This window comes from Paractinoplanes polyasparticus (assembly GCF_019710575.1).
Taxonomy (GTDB): Bacteria; Actinomycetota; Actinomycetes; order Mycobacteriales; family Micromonosporaceae; genus Actinoplanes; species Actinoplanes polyasparticus.
Map to the genome: position 1 here is coordinate 259272 of NZ_JAHWFK010000004.1, position 16645 is coordinate 275916.

The window sequence follows — 16645 nt, forward strand, 5'->3', positions numbered from 1 at the left end:
GGTGCCCATGAAACTGCGCGCCGTGTTGGCCGTCCTCGTCCTCGGTCTCGTCTGGCTCGCGGCGCCCGCCGGTGCGGCCGCCGCGCCCGCCTACAGCTATGGGGAAGCGCTCCAGAAGTCGCTGTTCTTCTACGAAGCACAGGTGGCGGGCAGGAAGCCGGCCTGGAACCGGGTCTCGTGGCGGGGCGACTCGGCGCTGCGCGACGGCTCGGACGTCGGGCTCGATCTGACCGGCGGCTGGTTCGACGCCGGCGACCACGTCAAGTTCGGGCTGCCGATGGCGTTCACGACGACGATGCTGGCCTGGGGCGCGGTCGAGAACCGGGCCGCGTACGCGGATTCGGGGCAGCTGACGCACCTGCTGAACAACCTGCGGGTGCCCAACGACTACTTCATCAAGGCGCATCCGTCGGCCAACGTGCTCTACGGACAGGTGGGCAAGGGCGACGACGACCACAAGTGGTGGGGGCCGGCCGAGGTCATGCCGATGGCGCGTCCGGCGTACAAGATCGACGCCTCGTGCGGCGGGACCGAACTGGCAGCGGAGACGGCAGCCGCGATGGCGGCGAGTTCACTGGTCTTCCGGCCGACCGATCCCGCGTACGCGGAAACGCTTCTGGCCCATGCCAAGCAGCTCTACACGTTCGCCGACACCGTGCGGAAGAGCTATCACGAGTGCATCACCGACGCGACGGCCTTCTACCGGTCGTGGAGCGGCTATGCCGACGAGCTGGTGTGGGGCGCGATCTGGCTGCACCGGGCGACGGGCGACGCGTCGTATCTGGCCAAGGCCGAGGCGGGCTATGACGCGCAGGGCAACGAGAACCAGACGAACACCAAGATGTACAAGTGGACGATCTCGTGGGACAACAAGCAGTACGGCAACTACGTGCTGCTGGCCCGGCTGACCGGCAAGCAGAAGTACCTGGACGACGCGAACCGGTGGCTCGACTGGTTCACGGTGGGTGTCAACGGCGAGAAGGTGCGCACGTCGCCGGGCGGAATGGTCGTCGTGGACACGTGGGGGGCGCTGCGCTACGCGGCCAACACGGCGTTCGTGGCGCTGGTTCACAGCGATGCGCTCACCGACGCGGCCCGGAAGCAGCGATATCACGACTTCGCGGTCAAGCAGATCGACTACGCCCTGGGAGCGAATCCGCGCAACGCCAGCTACGTGATCGGGTTCGGCAGCAATCCGCCGCAGAACCCGCACCACCGGACGGCCCACGGGTCGTGGTGGGACAGCCAACAGGTGCCGTCGGAGACCCGGCACGTCCTTTATGGAGCGCTGGTGGGCGGGCCGTCGGCGCCGGACGACAAATATACCGACAGCCGGGGCGACTACGTGATGAACGAGGTGGCCACGGACTACAACGCCGGATTCACGTCCGCGGTGGCGCGGCTGTACGGCGAGTACGGAGGCACGCCGGCCGCCGGCTTCCCGGTGGCTGAGACCCCGGACATCCCCGAGCTGTCGGTCGAGACGACGGTGACGCAGAACGAGACGCGGTCCACCGGCATCAAGGCGGTCGTCTACAACAAGTCGGCGTTCCCGGCCCGGGCGCTGACGGCCGGAAAGTTCCGCTACTACTTCACGCGCGACGGGGACGCGGCGCTCACGGTGTCGTCGCCCTACACCCAGGGCTGCCCGGGCCCGACGACGGCCCGGCAGCATTCCGGCGATGTCTGGTACGTCGAGGTCGACTGCACGGGCTACACGATCGCCCCGGCCGGCCAGTCGGCCCACCGCATGGAGGTCCAGCTCAAAATCGGCGTGGTCGAGGGCGGCACCTGGAACCCGGCCAACGACCCGTCCTACCAGGCCGCCGCAGGCCCCAACCCAGCCGTGCCCCTGTACGACGGCACCGCCCGCGTGTGGGGCGTGGAGCCCGGCACAGCGACCCAGTCCCCCACACCGACGCCCTCCACCTCGCCGTCACCGTCGCCCACCCCCACCCCCACGCCGACCCCGACCCAGCCGGCGGGATGCCGGGTGGCCTACACGACCACCGACTGGAGCAACGGCTTCACCGCGACGGTGACCATCACGAACGGCCCGGCCGCCCTCACCGGCTGGGCCCTGACGTTCCCCTACACGGCCGGCCAGCGCGTCGGCCAGTCCTGGTCGGCAGCGGTGACCCAGTCCGGCACCCAGGTGACAGCAACCAACGTGTCCTGGAACGGCGGCCTGGCCCCCGGCGCGACGGTCAGCTTCGGTTTCAACGCCGCCCACACCGGCGCCAACCCCCGCCCGACGTCCTTCGCCCTCAACGGCACCGCCTGCACCTAGGGTGGTGCGTTCGGGCTTGTGTGACTCGGAGCCGGCGGCTTCGGTCAATTTTCGGGGCTGGTTGGTTGTCTGGCACTCACGGGACAACCAAACAGAGTCGGGAGTTCAGCATGCGAACCAGAACCATCGTGGGGCTTGCGATCGCGGGTGGCGCCGCCGCTGTGGCAGTGGGACTCGGCGGGAGTGCGCTGGCGGCCGGGCCGGAGCGGGCCGAACCCGCCGTTCAGGTGACAGTCGGCACCGGCGGGGCGGCCACGCCGGGCGGTGAGACCGGCTCCGGGTCGGCGACGACGGGCAGCGACACCGGCTCGGCGACGCGGGGCAGTGACACCGGCTCCGGGTCGGCGACGCAATGGGATTGCCCGGAGAAGGACGGCTCGGCGGGCCCGGGCTCGGGCACTGACTCGCCGGGCGCCGCCGACCAGGCACTCTGATCGCCGGCCGTCGCGGGGTTTCCGGGCACAACGGCCCAGCCCCGCGACGGCCGCTCGTCAGGCCCCGAACAACCGCCACTGGCCCTCGGACACCACCCGCGCCACGCCGTCGACAACGACGACCGCTGAGTCGTCGTCGATCGCGTACACCCGCCCCGGGATGTGGGATGCCCACTTCTCCGCGTTGGGCAGGGAGGCGTCGGGGTGGTCCGGGTGTTCCAGGTGCGGGATCACGCCGAAGTCGACGAGGCCGGCGCCCTCTCCCGTGACCAGCAACCGGTCGACGTCGCCCTGCGGGGTGGTGAAGACGGTCGCCTCCGATTTCAGAGGGCTGTCGGCTCCGCGCGGGGGTTCGGTGTAGGTCTCGACGAACGTGGCGGCCGCCGCGATGGCTCCGGCGCTCACCCCCACGTACACGGCCTCGGAACTCAGCGTCGGCAGCAGGTCGGTCAGGCCGGAGCGGCGCATCCAGCCGGCCAGGAACAGCGGGTCGCCGCCCCAGAACAGCAGGGCGTCCGCCGCGCGAACGGCCGGCACCCAGGCGTCCTCCTCGATGCTGGGCAGCACCGACAGTTCGAGCAGGCCCAGCGACTTCCAGCCGAGACCGCTGAGCCGGGACGGGGCCTGGTCGCTGATCGCCCGGTGGGCCAGGCCCGGCCCGCCCGGGAACGGATAGATCGCGGTGGGGATGATCAGCGCGTTCGACTCGGCGATGGGCTTGCCCAGCAGGCCGATCAGCGCGTCCGCGATCGTCCGGTTCAGAGTCCCGGACGAGGTGAGCAGTGCCTTCATCGCTCAGCGCTCGATTCTGTACGTGATGTGAGTGACCAGGGACGCGCTGCGCGACGAGACCTGCCGCAGCTTCCGGGGCGAAACGCCGTCGAAGAGGCGCTCGCCGGCGCCGACAACCACCGGGGCGATGTGCAGGCGCAGTTCGTCGATCAGGCCGGCCGCCAGGAACTGGTTCATGGTGGTGGCGCCGCCGGCGATGGCGACGGTGCCGTCGTCACTGGCCTCGACCGCGCGCTTGAGGGCTGCCTCGACCCCACCGGTGACGAAGTGGAATGTGGTGCCGCCCTGCAGGGGCAGGTCTTCGCGGTCGTGGTGGGTCAGGACGAAGACCGGTTTGTGGTACGGAGGGTCTTCGCCCCACCAGCCGCGCCATTCGAGGTCCCAGACGCCGCGGCCGGGGCTGAACATGTTGCGGCCCATGATGAAGGCGTCGGCCGCGGTGATCGCGGCCAGTTCGGCGGCGTTCTCGTCGGGGGTCTCGAACATCCACCGGTGCAGTTCGTCGACCGGACCGTCGCCGAAGGGCCTCTCCAGCCTCTGGTTGACGCCGGTGGCGAAGCCGTCGGCCGAGATGGCGATGTCGGCGGTGATGTACGGCATGGCTGCTCCCTTAACCGATTGCTTTCTGCAACTGGTTAGCACCGTAGGGGGAACCGATTGTAGGATGCAAGCGGTTCAGGGAGAGGATGTCTGCGCATGGCCGTCGAACACCGATCTGGGTGCCCGATCAACCTGTCTCTCGAGGTGCTCGGCGACAAGTGGTCGCTGCTCATCATCCGCGACATGATGTTCGGCAACCGGCGTCACTTCCGGGCCTTGCTCACCGAGTCGGAAGAGGGCATCGCCTCCAACATCCTGGCCGATCGGCTGTCCCGGCTCACCGGTCTCGGCATGATCACCTCGGCCCCGGATCCCTCGCACAAGCAGCGCATCCTGCTCAGCCTCACCGAGCCCGCCATCCAGCTGGTCCCGGTGCTGGCCCATCTCGGCGCGTGGGGCCGCCGCCACCTGCCGGTCAGCCGCGAGCTGTCCATCCGGGCCGAGCTGCTGGAACGCGGCGGCCAGCCGTTGTGGGACGACTTCATGGACGAGCTACGCGAGCTGCACCTGGGCATCGCCCGTCCGCCCGGCACCCCGTCCGTGCTGGGACAACTGACGGACGCCTACTTCGCCGAACTGGCCAAGTCCGGCCCCCACGCGGCGTAGCGATCGGCACCGCCACCGCGACGGCCTACATCCGTGCCGGCTCGCTCGCGTTCAGGAAGGTCATGACCTCGGCCTGGAACGCCTCCGGGGCCAGGCTGTGCACACGGTGGCCGACCGGGATCGTCGCCAGCCGGGCGCCGGGGATGGCGGCGGTCATCTCGGCCAGCCGGCGGGGCGGGACGCAGCTGGTCGGGCCGCCGGAGAAGACCAGCGTCGGCTGCCGCAGGCTGCTCAGCCGGGCCCACCACTCGGGGTCGGGCCGCACCAGCTGCAGGACGATGGCGCTCATGACGGCCAGCGCGTGGCCGGAACGGGCGGGCAGGGCGGAACCGGCGGCGGCCACCAGGCGGAGCAGTCGCCCGCGTCGCGGCGGCGCCGCCAGATCTTCCAGGACCAGGCGGGCGACCAGATGCGGCGAGTGCAGGGCGGCGGCCAGGGCCGCGTACGCCCCGACGGAATGCCCGATGAGGACGGCATCCCGCAGCTCCCACTGGTTGAGCAGGCCGAGCACGTCGTCGCGCAGGCTGCCGAGCAGGTAGTCGGTGGTGCGCTCGCTGCCGGCGTGGCCGCGCAGGTCGATGGCGATGACGCGATGCCCGGTGGCGACCAGCCCGGGCGCCAGCTTGTCCCAGGTGCCGGCGCTGCTGCCGGTGCCGTGCAGAAGCACCGCGGGCACGCCGTCCGCATCGCCGCACTCGCGGTAGCCGAGACGGACACCGTTGACCACGACAGTGCCCACCGTCGACCACTCGAACGCCATACCCGTTGTTTACCAGACGTTCGGCGGCCGACCCCGGAAATCCACTCTGTCGTCAATGTCACTGGGCACGGCTGACGGCCGCCGTCCGGCCCACCTCGGAGGCTGCGTCGAGTGGCAGCACCGCGTAGACCTCGAAGCCGCCGCCCACGACCGGCCCGGTCGTGAGCGTGCCACCGAGGGCGGCCGCCCGCTCCCGCATCCCGGCGATGCCGTGGCCGCCGCCCCGCACCCGGGCGACGGCCCGTACGGGAGCGGTGTTGCGGACACCGAGCCGCAGGGTGGAATCGTCGGCGGTCACGCTGATCCGCACGCTCGCGCCGGCCGCGTGGCGCGTAGCGTTGGACAGGGCCTCTTGGACGATGCGGTAGGCGGCCTGCCCGACCAGCGGCGGGACAGCGTCGGCAGGCATCGCGGCGAGCACCACCTCGAGTCCGGAAGCAGTAGCGGCGGCCAGCATGTCGGGAAGATCGGCCAGGCTCGGCGACGGGGTGGAGCCGGCCGCCGTCGAGTCGCTGCGCAGCACGCCGAGCAGGCGGCGCATGTCGTGCAGCGCGGCCCGGGAGGCGCCCGCGATCGCCACGAACTCGGAGTCGCGGGCCTCGCGCTCGCCGCTGAGGCGGTAGGGAGCCGTCTCGGCCCGGACCGCGATCATCGACATGTGGTGGGCCACCACGTCGTGCATCTCACGGGCGATGCGGGCGCGTTCCTCGAGCACGGCACTGCGTTCCTGTTCGGCCGCGGTCAACTGTCGCTCGGCGGCCAGGCTGCGCTGCGCCTCGATCCGGCGGCGCACCTGGTCGCCCACCACGGCCAGCACGACGACCGAGCCGATCACGGCCGGCGCCCGGGACGGCGCGAGATGCCCGGCCATCGTGGCCACGGTGAGCAGGGCGACCCACAGCACCGTGGCGGCCCGGTGGACCAGAGCGACCACCAGCACCGAAGCGGGCAGCACGAAGACCTGCAACGGATGCCACGGCCAGGACAGCCCGTCGGGCGCCACCTCGCGTGGCAGGTTGAGCAGGGTGGCCACCATCGCGAGGCGCCACGCCACCAACGGCCGATGCGGCAGGAGCCCGATCGGGACGGCCACCGTGGCAGCCAACGCCACCCGCACCGCGACCAGCTCGATGCCGCCGAGGTGATCGTGGACCAGCAACGCCGAGCCCAGCGCGGCCGCGCCGAACACCCAGGCGAGCAACCAGTGGCCGGCCGGTCGACGATCGCGGCCGGCCACCACCGTCCGCAGTCCCACCAGCAGCGAAGTCGTCATGCCGCCCATGGTTCACCTCGAGCCACGCCGGAACCATCCGGCAGACTGCAGAGCCCGGGGTGGAGATAACCCCACCCGAGAAGGCGAACTGGGGCGAGGACGAACGGCTCCGGATGCCGGCGTCGGACCGGGACACCCCGGCGCACTTCGCACAGCGCGCCTGGTCTCCCGGCATTTTTCCTTCGTCCGAAAGGGTGCGACGCCGTCATCCGGAGCTATGTAGAGAATGCATCATTCCGGACATTTCACACAGCGCCAAAGGTCTCGATCTTGGACGCCGAAGGCTCACCCCGGCCCGGCCCCGCGGCGCGGAACCGGCGGCGGTTCGGCTGAAAACGTGCCGTTGACCGGCGCGCCTCCCGCTTTCTTGCTAGGAGCCCATCCCGGCGCACTCACGGCGCGCGGTGGACGGCGAGCACGCCGGCCAGGCCGGTGACCTCCTCGGTCAGGGCGGGCAGATAGGCCGGATTACCCAGCTCGACGTCGAAGTAGTACGGCAGAGCGGCGACGGCGTCCTCCGGGATCGGGGCGCCCGCGCAGTAGGTTTCGCGGAAGCCGGCCGAGTCGGGCTCCCAGATCAGTTCGCCCAGGCTGCCCGAGCGGCTGCGGAAGATGGCCGCGTCGATCAGGGCCCGCTCCTGTTCCGTGGCGGCGTTGTTGACGAAGATCTTCACGTGCTTGCTCGTACGGGTCTCGGCCGCGGGCGCTTCGGCCGGCAGACCGGTGGGGCGGCAGGCGGCGGCGCCCACACTGACGCCGTTCTGCCGCAGCAGGCCGGGCAGGCTGAACGCAAGCGCGACGAGCACCACGGCGGCCACCGCGGTCTTCGGCCACCGGCGTACCTGCGTGGCGCCGAAGCTGAGCGCGGCGCGGACCGGACGGGTCTGGGCGATCGTGACCACCAGGATCAGGCCGGCGATCCAGGCTGACAGCAGGGCCGGTCCGTAGCCGAGGTTGTAGAAGCCGCCCCACCACGGGCTGTCGCCGGGCAACTCCTCCCCCGGCCGCAACGTGCTCGGCAACAGGAAAACGATCGCCACAACCGCGGCCCCGGCGGCGAACGGCCGGGCCCGACCGGCGGTGCGAGCGACCCACCAGGTGAGCAGCAGGGCCACCAGACCCCCGGCAACCGCCCCGGCCCAGCTCAGGCCGGCCGACCACGAGGGCGGCGCGCGCCACAGGTCGAAGGCGGCCGCTCCCGGTGAGTCGTAGGAAGGGCGTTCCGTCCAGTAGTAGTCGCTGAAGTTGAGGATCAGGCCGGGCCGGATGGCCCAGAACCCGGCCTGGTACTCGGCTCCGCCGTCGACCATGGGCTCGGGCGCGGACACGGTGAAGTCGTGGATCCGCCAGCCGGCGCCCGCCAACCGGTCGCGGACGCCGGCGCTGTAGGTCGCCACGTCGCGGGTGGCCTCGTTGTGCTTGACCCAGTAGGCCACCGAGCCGTACTTCACGCCCTCACCGTCGCCGAACGGCTCGATCGCCTCGGCCTCGCCGCCGCCGAAGACCCGCAGGCCGGGGAATGCGGCGGCCGACAGCTCCTGCGCTTCGGCCCCGGACGGCAGGGGCGGCGCGTACTCCAACGCGATCCGCCCGGCGGCGAAGGCGCCCACGTACGCCCCGGCGAGCGTGATGAGGACGGCCAGGATCAGCCCTCGAGCCGAGAACCTCACGCTCCACCTCCGTTGCGGCGACACAGTGCGCGACAGCTTACGAATCCCGCGCCAGCGCTGTCACGCGACCGCCTCGAACTCGCGGCGCGGCCGGGCCAGGATCGCGGCCACGACGATCAGCGCGAACCCGTAGAGCGGCAACTGCTGGAAGTCGCTCGGCGTGAGGTACCACCCCTCCCCCAGGTCGTAGGCCCGCAGCAGGTCGATCGTCGGCCCGAAGGCAAACCCGTAGGGGTGCACCAGCTCGCCCGTGCCGAGCGGCTCGGTCACGGTCAGGTAGCGCAACAGCGAGGCCACGAACCCGACCGCCGACGGGACGACCAGCAGCAGCCCGGCCGAAGCGAGGGCGACGCTGCGCCACGGCCGGCGGGCCGCCTGCATCCGGTGGGCCAGGGCCACTCCGGCCAGCCATCCGCCGGCCAGGCCCAGCAGTAGCCCGGCCACGGTCAGCGGCACGTAGGAGCCGGGACGCGACGGCCAGCCGGCGAGGTCGACGAGGCTCACCTCGGGATAGACGTGGACGTCGAGCTGAACGCCCTCACCGTGGGCCGGGAAGTGCACGTCGGCGCCGTCCTGCACCGCCCCGGTCCGCCAGCCGTCGGCGGTGAGTCGCTGACGGATCTGCTCGGCGGCCTGCCGGGCGTCGGCTCCCGCGGTGAGCGGCCCCTGGACGTACATGTAATTGCCCGCGCCGGACGCATGCTCGACCTGCGGCAGCACGCGCTCGCCGAGCGCCTTGACGTCGGGCAGGGCGGCATAGCCGAAGGTACCGAGCCAGGAGCCGGCTGCGGCGCCGAGCGCGCCCCCGACGAGCAGGGCCAGCACGGCCGCCACGACCGCGAGCGGGCGGCGGGCCGGCGGACGGAACCGCTCGCGCAGCCCGTCGAGCACGAGCCGCGCCCGGTCGGCGGCGGTCGGGCGGCCGCCGGGACCGGCCATCTCGACCATCGTCTCGATGAGTTCGGCCCCGTGCTTGCGGCGCAGCCGGGCCGGAAAAGCCATCAGCAACCGGTTCATGCGGCGCCCCCGGCGAGGCTGGGCCGCAGAGCCGCGGCGGCCCGGGGACGGGGCTGCGCGGCGAGAACGGCCGCACCCCGGTTGCTGAGCCGGTAGTAGCGGCGGACGCGCCCGTCGACCTCGTCCTCCCGGTCGACGGCGATCAGCCCTTGCTGGTCGAGCCGGTCGAGCGCCCCGAACAGCAGGCCCGGCCGCAGCTTCACCTCCCCGCCGGAGAGGAGCTGGACGGACTGGAAGATCCCGTAACCGTGCAGCGGCTGGGCCGACAGCGCGGTCAGGATGAGGAGGGTAGGTTCGGGCACGGCGACGACAGTACGGCTGACGAGATATAACGTCAACCGTTCTATAGCTGCCCCTGGCTCGAACCTGCGGAATCTTCGAGGAGCCGCACGCCGGCCGCCCGGGCCTGTCCTCCGCGTCGGGGATCCGATGTGGATCCGGGCCGCCGCGGTGGCGGCCACAACGTGATTACGGCGTCGCCGGCAGGAGCAGCCGGAAGCAGGAGCCGTGCCCGACGGCCGTTTCCAGTTCGACGTCGCCGCCGTGGGCCCGGGCCAGGGAGCGGGCGATCGAGAGGCCCAGCCCGGCGTTGGCGCCGCCCGCACGGGTGCGGGACCGGTCCGTACGGTAGAAGCGGTCGAAGACCCGGGCCGCCTGCTCGGTCGCCATGCCGGGGCCGTTGTCGGCCACCTCGAGAACGGCCCGTCCGTCCACTGTGCCCACGCCGATGCGCACCGCTGTTCCGGCTGGGGTGTGCGCGACAGCGTTGCCGACCAGGTTCGTGACCACCTGACGCAGGCGGGCCTCGTCGGCGTCGACCGGGGCCGGGCCGGGCGGGCCGTCGCCGCCGGGTCCGGTCAGCTCGACCGGGCGGGACGGGTCGAGGGCGCGCAGGTCGTGCCGGGCGTCGGTGGCCAGCGTGCGCAGGTCCATCGGGGCGCGGTCGAGCTGACCCTCGGGTGCGTCATCGAGCTGGGCCAGCAGCAGCAGGTCCTCGGTGAGCGCGGTCAACCGGCTCGCCTCCCGCCCGATCCGGCTCAGGGCCGCATCCACATCGGACCGTTCGGCCAGCGCGCCCATCCGGTGCAGGTCGGTCGACCCCTTGATGACGAACAACGGCGTACGCAGCTCATGGCTCACGTCCGAGACGAAGGTCCGCATCCGCGCCTCCGAGGCGGCCCGGTCGGCGAACGCCCGTTCGAGCTGACCCAGCATCGTGTTGAGCGAGTCCGCCAGGTGCCCGATCTCGGTGCCCGGCCCGGCCAGCCCGGGCACGCGCCGGGTCAGGTCACCGGCGGCTATCGCGGCTGCGGTGTGCTCGATGCGGCGCAACGGCCGCAGCCCCCGGCCCAGAGCGAACCAGCCCAGCCCGGTCAGCACCACGAGAAGCACTCCCCCACTGGCCAGGCTGGTCGTGCGCAGCTGGGCCACGGTGGCGTCGGCCTCCGCCATCGGCGCCGCCGCGATGACCGTGCCGTTCCAGCCCACTGTCTGCTCGGCGACGGCGCGCCAGCGGTCGGAGTCGTCGGCCGCGGGCAGGAAGACGCCCGTCCCATCGGTGGGGATCGTGCGCAACTCAGCCGCCGTGGGCAGGCTCGACCGGTCGAGCCGGGACGAGAGAACGCCCTCGGCAACCGTGCCGTCCGCGTCGAGATACACCAGGTACGGGGCGCCGATCAGGTCGAGGGCGGGGTCGAGCAGGCCGGCGTTGGCGGCCGTGCCCGCCGGACGCGGCCCGTCGGTCGGCAGGCGCGAGATCAGCGACGTGAGCGAGCTCAGCTGGGTGTCGAGCCGGTCGAGCTGGTAGTGCTCCAGCCGGTCGGAGACGACCGTGCCGACCAGGCCGAGCCCGGCCAGCAGGAGGGCCGCGGTGATCAGCAGCAGCCGTACGCGCAGGCTCACGACCGGGGCTCCCGCAGCACGTAACCGACGCCGTGGACGGTCTGGATCAGCTTGGGCTCCTCGGCGTCGACCTTGCGCCGCAGGTACGAGATGTATGTGTCGACGATGCTGGCGTCGCCGCCGAAGTCGTAGTGCCACACCCGTTCCAGGATCTGCGCCTTGGTCACGACCCGGCCGGCGTTCTCCATCAGGTAGCGCAACAGCCGGAACTCGGTCGGCGAGACCCGGACGGGCCGGCCGTGCCGCGTCACCTGGTGCCCCTCGGCGTCGAGCGCGAGCGCACCCACGCTCAGCACGTCCGCGTGGGATCCGTTGGTGCGGCGCAGGATCGCGTGGATCCGGGCGATCAGCTCCTCGAGGTCGAACGGCTTGGTCACGTAGTCGTCGGCGCCCAGCGACAGCCCGGTCACCTTGTCGGCCTGCCGGTCCCGCGCGGTCAGAAAGAGAACCGGGACGGGGCCGCTGCGTCCTTGCGTGCGTTGCTCGCGCAGCCGCCGGACCACCTCGAAGCCATCCATGTCGGGCAGCATGACGTCGAGCAGCACCAGGTCGGGCGGCTCGGCCGTGGCGGCAGCGAGGGCCTCGGCCGCGGTGCCGGCCGAGACCACCCGGAAGCCGGCGAACCGCAGGGTCGCCGACAGCAGCTCCCGTACGGTGGCCTCGTCGTCCACCACGAGCAGGCGTTCATCGCGAGGCGTCATGGCGCCAGCTTACGAACGCGCTCGCGAGCAGACTGCCCGTCGCCGCCGCGACCACCCCGGCGCCCGCCGCCGCCCACGGGTCGACCGCCAGACGCACGTCGAGCAACGGCACTGTCAGAATGAACGCCTGTGCCGTGAGCCCGGCCGATACCCGCGACAACAACGCCAGGGCAGTCAGCAGCAGGCCGCCGGCCAGCGCGACCCAGGCCGCGCGCACCGAAGCGCGTCGCCACGCCCCGCGTCGAGCTACCGGCGCGACAGCGGGGCTGCCACCCATCGCGCGACGTGTTGACTGACATGTTGACTGCATCAACATGTCAGTCAACTCAACATGTCGAGCTCCAGCCGTGACCGCGGCACCGAAACCCAGCATCAGAACGGCGGACAGAGCGGTCGCGATACCCAGGTCACCATCGATCAGCCCAGCCGGCGGGCCTCCGCCCGGCAGTCCTGTGCCCCTGCTCAGGACGCAAGAGAGCATGCCATCGGTGTGCACAGCCCACGGCAGGCCGCCCAGCACCACAAAGGGCAGGCCCAGCAAGCCGACGCCGACGGCCGCAGGACCGCCGATCACCCACGCGGCGACCAGGCACAAGACCGTGAGCCCGACGACCGGCCACCGCAGGCCCTTCAGCCCGCCCCCGACGGCCGGGACTCGCGCGGCAAGCCAACAAAGCCCGACAACAACGACCGCCCCGACCGCCGCGCCCCACACCGCCGGGCCGACGCCAACCACAAACCCGGCATCGAGCGCGGTACCGCCGCCACCGGGCACCCCACCGCCGGCAAGGCCGCCCAGCAGACCGCCACCGCCCAGACCGCCCGGCAGGCCGCCACTGCCAAGACCGCCCGGCAGGCCGCCACCACCGAGGCCGCCCGACAGTCCCCCACCGCCGAGACGGCCCATTAGGCCACCAGGCAATCCGCTACCGCCGGGACAGGCCGGTGCCCCTGTGGCCGCCGACGCGCTGCCGGTCGGCAGAGTCAAGCTTCCCCGCGCCGCGGCAGCGACCACGCCGACTCCCGCGGTGAAGACCGCCGCTGCCGACGCGCCACGCACGAGCAGCCCGCCGCGACCGCGACGCAGCACCAGCGTCCCCAGCACCACCGCGCCGATCACGCTGATGCCCAGCGGCATCAGGTCGATCCGGCCGTGCACAGCGATCGGCAGTCCGCCCGACGGTGTAGCGGCGAGCTGAGCGGGTGCGCCCGCTGCCATCGCCACGATCGCCCCTGTCAGCCGGTCGAGCCGCCCCACCTGCCCACCATCGAGCAGGAGCAGGGCGGCAAAGGCGCTGCCGGCCATCGCCAGCAGGGCCGCGACACCCGCCAACGCCCCCTCCCCCACGTTCCGCACGCTCGACCGACGCCTCGACCCGAACCCAACCCGCGGTTCAGCCCCAGCCCTCGGCGCAGCGCGGCCGCTCGGCGCGGCCGCACGCCGCCACACCATCGCCAGTCGAGACGTCATCAGACGTCGCGGCGGCGGAAGGCTACGAAGGCGGCGACCAATACGGCGGCCACGCCCACGCACATGCCGGCCAGGTTGAGCCAGGGGTGCGGGAAGTCGGGATCGGGGACGGTCGTCAGGGCCGCCGAGCCGCCGAGCGTGGGCCAGAACTGGAAGAGGCCCTCCATCCACGACGGGAAGATCCCCGCCACCGCCGGCACCAGGAAGACGATGCCGACCAGAGTGGCCAGCGCACCCGCGGTGGCCCGCATGATGACGCCGAGCCCGATCGCGAGCAGCGCGATCGCGCCGAGATAGAGTCCGCCGGCCACGACCGCCGGGAGCACACCGGGATCGCCCAGCTCGGCGGTCGGCACGCCCTGCCGGTCCATCAACGGCTGGCTGATGAGGAACGACCCGAACATCAGGATTTCGCCGGCGACCACCGCGATCACCGTCGCCAGCACCACCTTGGCCGCCAGCACCCTGGTCCGGCGGGGCATGGCGGTCAGCGTCGTGCCCATCAGGCCGGTCGCGTACTCCGAGGTGACCACGAGAATGCCGAGCACCCCGACGATCAGCTGAGCGACGATGTACACGGTGAGGCTGCGCCCGGTCGGGTCCCAGGCCAGCCGGTCCGCCTCGGTGGCGGTCTCCCACGCCTGGCCGGCCGAGTTGGAGGACAGCGCCGTGATGCCGAGCCCGACCGCGAACAGGCAGGCGATCGTGTACCAGGTCGACCGCAGACTGCGCAGCTTGATCCACTCGGCATGAAGCGTCCGGCCGAAGCCGACCCGCGTTGCGGTAACCGTCGTGCTCATGCCGCCACCCCCGGGAACGAAACGGGCAGCGTCCGGCCGAAGCCGACCTGCGATGCCGTAACCGTCGTGCTCATGCCGCCACCCCCTGGAACTCGACGCTGTCGCGGGTCAGTTCCATGAAGGCGTCCTCGAGCGAGACCCGCTGCGGCGTCAGCTCGGTGAGCGCGACCCCGTGATAGGCCGCGAGTTTCCCGATGTCGGCCGCGCTCATCCCGGAGACCACGAGCGAGGATTCGACCCCTTCCCGCACCGCCGCCCCGGCCGCGACGAGCTGGGGCGCGAAGGCTTCGGGGGCCCGGACGAGCACGGTGCCTTCCCCGCTCGTACGCGTCAATTCGCTCACCGCCGTGTCGGCGATCAGCCGGCCGCGCCCGATGACGATCAGGTGGTCGGCCGTCTGCGCCATCTCGCTCATCAGGTGGCTGGAGACCAGCACCGCGCGGCCCTCGGCGGCCAGCGAGCGCATCAGATCGCGTGCCCAGCGGATGCCTTCCGGGTCGAGCCCGTTGACCGGCTCATCGAAGATCAGCACCCGGGGGTCGCCGAGCAGCGTGGCCGCGATGCCGAGCCGCTGGCGCATGCCGAGCGAGAAGCCACCGGCTCGCCGGCCGGCCACCCCTTCGAGCCCGGTACGGGTCAGCACCTCGCCCACCCGCCGCCTCGGCAGCCCGTTGCTGACCGCCAGCGCGAGCAGGTGGTCGTAGGCCGTACGCCCGCCGTGCACCGCCCCGGCGTCGAGCAGCGCCCCCACCTCGGCCAGCGGCACCGGCAGGTCCCGGTACCGGCGCCCGCCGATGGTCACCGACCCCTGGTCCGGGCGGCCAAACCGATGATCATGCGCATGGTGGTCGACTTGCCGGCCCCGTTCGGCCCCAGGAAGCCGGTCACCTGCCCGGCCTCGACGGTGAAGGACAGATCGTCCACCACCGTCTCCGGCCCGTACCGCTTGGTCAGTCCCCGTACGTCAATCATGCTCATGCCGCCGATGCTGGCCGCCCCGGCTGACCGGTTCCGCAGAGCCTCTTAACGAATCCTGTGAGGCCGGCCCGCCCGGGCGCGCGCCGGCCCGGCGTCACACAGAAAACTCTGCGGGATCGGGCACCGCGAGGGCGATCGTCAGGGCCGAGATCCACTCCGGGTCGCGCAGGCGATCGCCGTACAGCTCGCGCAGTCTGGTCATCCGGTAGCGGACGGTCTGCGGGTGGACGAACAGCTCGGCTGCCACCTCCTCGCGGCGGCCCTGGTGGCGCAGCCAGCTGCGTAGCGTCTCGACCAGCTTGGCGGCCGACTCCTCGGGGGCGTCCGACAGCGGCGCCAGCACCCGCGCCCGCAGATCGGCCAGGGCCGGCGCGTCGGCGGTCAGCACCAGCGCGGCCAGGTGGTCCTCGGTGTCGACGACGGTGCGCACGGTGACTCCCGGCATCCGCAAGGTGCGCACGGCCCGGTCGTACGAGGCCTTGACCAGCAGCCACGGCCGGGCCGGGCCGACCACAGCGGGCTGGCCGCGCAGCAGACCGAGCAGGGCCTCCCGCGAGGCGTCGGGCACCAGCAGCACGGCAAAATCGGGTGCGCCCGGGCCGGCCTCGTTCAGCTCGAGCGTGCGACGGTCCAGCAGGTCCACGACCGTACGGGCGGTGTGTTCGGGGACGAGCACGGCGGTCAGCGTGCGCGGGGGCGACCAGTCGGCGCGCCGGGCGGCCGCCACGATCGTGTGCTCGGGTTCGCCCGCGAGCAGTGCCTGGGTCAGCTGCTCCAGGTGGCGCAGGCGGGCCCGGCCGGAGGAGGCCAGCTCGTCGGCGTGCCCGGCCACGCTGGCTGCCGAGAGCTGGTCGATGTAGGCGAAGACCAGCTCGGCGAAGTGCGCGATGGTGGCGGCGGGCTGACCGGTGCTGAGGCTGATCGAGGCCAGCTCGTGCCACGAGACGCGCGCTCCGACCCGGTACGCCGCCAGCAGCGCGTCGAGGCTGCGGCCGTTGCGTGCCTCGCCGCGGCCCAGCGCGTACGCGCCCTCGAGGGCCGGCCCGAGCGGAGACTGCGGATCGGGGCCGGCCGCCCGCGAGACCAGCTGGAGGAAGGTGCCGAGCGCGGCCATGACGGCGCGCTCGATCTTCGGTCCCAGCTCGCCGGCGAACGGGTCGGCGTACGCGGGCACCTCGGCCGTGATGGCATCGATGGTCTGCAATGCGACGTATTGCAGCCTTTTCTGCAGGGGCGCGACCACCTCGGGCGAGAGTCGGAAGTTTCTTACATCGGGTAGGGGCTCCGTCACACCGAATTCTCCTGTTTAAACGCCGAGCCTTGTCCCCCGTGAACAAATAATACGGTTACT

The 16645-nt window shown here is 72.0% G+C and carries 15 protein-coding genes and 1 pseudogene; 3 read left to right on the top strand and 13 right to left on the bottom strand.

Annotated features, from left to right (window positions below; all coding sequences use genetic code 11):
* Positions 1 to 7 precede the first annotated feature (7 nt).
* Together KXC43_RS07155 and KXC43_RS07160 are read left to right on the top strand one after the other, a co-directional pair.
* Positions 8 to 2290 (top strand): glycoside hydrolase family 9 protein, encoded by a 2283-nt coding sequence (locus KXC43_RS07155; RefSeq protein ID WP_221375136.1) that lies wholly within the window; start codon positions 8 to 10, stop codon positions 2288 to 2290.
* A gap of 110 nt (positions 2291 to 2400) precedes the next feature.
* On the top strand, positions 2401 to 2724 hold the full coding sequence (locus KXC43_RS07160) for a hypothetical protein (RefSeq protein ID WP_221375137.1): 324 nt from the start codon (positions 2401 to 2403) through the stop codon (positions 2722 to 2724).
* 57 nt (positions 2725 to 2781) lie between these two features.
* Here KXC43_RS07160 and KXC43_RS07165 read toward each other — a convergent pair whose 3' ends face one another.
* Entirely contained in the window at positions 2782 to 3516 is a 735-nt protein-coding gene (locus KXC43_RS07165; protein WP_221375138.1) for a Type 1 glutamine amidotransferase-like domain-containing protein, read from the bottom strand.
* Positions 3517 to 3519: 3 nt separating this feature from the next.
* The gene (locus KXC43_RS07170) at positions 3520 to 4116 is read right to left on the bottom strand and encodes a dihydrofolate reductase family protein (protein ID WP_221375139.1); all 597 of its coding nucleotides are present in this window, start codon (positions 4114 to 4116) and stop codon (positions 3520 to 3522) included.
* 96 nt (positions 4117 to 4212) lie between these two features.
* On the opposite strand from KXC43_RS07170, the gene KXC43_RS07175 reads away from it, so the two are divergent.
* Complete coding sequence (locus KXC43_RS07175) at positions 4213 to 4722, top strand: winged helix-turn-helix transcriptional regulator (RefSeq protein ID WP_221375140.1); 510 nt, start codon at positions 4213 to 4215, stop codon at positions 4720 to 4722.
* Positions 4723 to 4747: 25 nt separating this feature from the next.
* Here KXC43_RS07175 and KXC43_RS07180 read toward each other — a convergent pair whose 3' ends face one another.
* The 11 genes and pseudogenes from KXC43_RS07180 to KXC43_RS07230 all read right to left on the bottom strand — a co-directional run bounded on the left by KXC43_RS07180 (position 4748) and on the right by KXC43_RS07230 (position 16585).
* Complete coding sequence (locus tag KXC43_RS07180; RefSeq protein ID WP_221375141.1) at positions 4748 to 5482, bottom strand: alpha/beta fold hydrolase; 735 nt, start codon at positions 5480 to 5482, stop codon at positions 4748 to 4750.
* Between the two features lie 58 nt (positions 5483 to 5540).
* A complete protein-coding gene (locus tag KXC43_RS07185) occupies positions 5541 to 6755 on the bottom strand; it encodes a sensor histidine kinase (protein ID WP_221375142.1) in 1215 nt (404 codons plus the stop codon).
* Positions 6756 to 7147: 392 nt separating this feature from the next.
* Positions 7148 to 8425 (bottom strand): hypothetical protein, encoded by a 1278-nt coding sequence (locus tag KXC43_RS07190; RefSeq protein ID WP_221375143.1) that lies wholly within the window; start codon positions 8423 to 8425, stop codon positions 7148 to 7150.
* 60 nt (positions 8426 to 8485) lie between these two features.
* On the bottom strand, positions 8486 to 9442 hold the full coding sequence (locus tag KXC43_RS07195) for a hypothetical protein (RefSeq protein ID WP_221375144.1): 957 nt from the start codon (positions 9440 to 9442) through the stop codon (positions 8486 to 8488).
* Positions 9439 to 9744, bottom strand: coding sequence for a PadR family transcriptional regulator (locus tag KXC43_RS07200; protein ID WP_221375145.1), 306 nt, complete (start codon positions 9742 to 9744; stop codon positions 9439 to 9441). Before KXC43_RS07200 ends, KXC43_RS07195 begins: the two co-directional genes overlap by 4 nt.
* A gap of 166 nt (positions 9745 to 9910) precedes the next feature.
* On the bottom strand, positions 9911 to 11344 hold the full coding sequence (locus KXC43_RS07205) for a sensor histidine kinase (protein ID WP_221375146.1): 1434 nt from the start codon (positions 11342 to 11344) through the stop codon (positions 9911 to 9913).
* Positions 11341 to 12045, bottom strand: a complete 705-nt coding sequence (locus KXC43_RS07210; protein ID WP_221375147.1) for a response regulator transcription factor — start codon at positions 12043 to 12045, stop codon at positions 11341 to 11343. The genes KXC43_RS07205 and KXC43_RS07210 overlap by 4 nt, the downstream gene beginning before the upstream one ends.
* Positions 12029 to 13378: a hypothetical protein gene (locus KXC43_RS07215; RefSeq protein WP_221375224.1), complete on the bottom strand. Its 1350-nt coding sequence runs from the start codon at positions 13376 to 13378 to the stop codon at positions 12029 to 12031. The genes KXC43_RS07210 and KXC43_RS07215 overlap by 17 nt, the downstream gene beginning before the upstream one ends.
* Before the next feature lie 137 nt (positions 13379 to 13515).
* Positions 13516 to 14316 carry an ABC transporter permease gene (locus KXC43_RS07220; protein WP_221375148.1) on the bottom strand — a complete coding sequence of 267 codons (801 nt, stop codon included), beginning with the start codon at positions 14314 to 14316 and terminating at the stop codon, positions 13516 to 13518.
* A gap of 70 nt (positions 14317 to 14386) precedes the next feature.
* A pseudogene (locus tag KXC43_RS07225) lies at positions 14387 to 15288 on the bottom strand (ABC transporter ATP-binding protein).
* A gap of 100 nt (positions 15289 to 15388) precedes the next feature.
* Positions 15389 to 16585 carry a PucR family transcriptional regulator gene (locus tag KXC43_RS07230; RefSeq protein WP_221375149.1) on the bottom strand — a complete coding sequence of 399 codons (1197 nt, stop codon included), beginning with the start codon at positions 16583 to 16585 and terminating at the stop codon, positions 15389 to 15391.
* Positions 16586 to 16645: the final 60 nt, after the last annotated feature.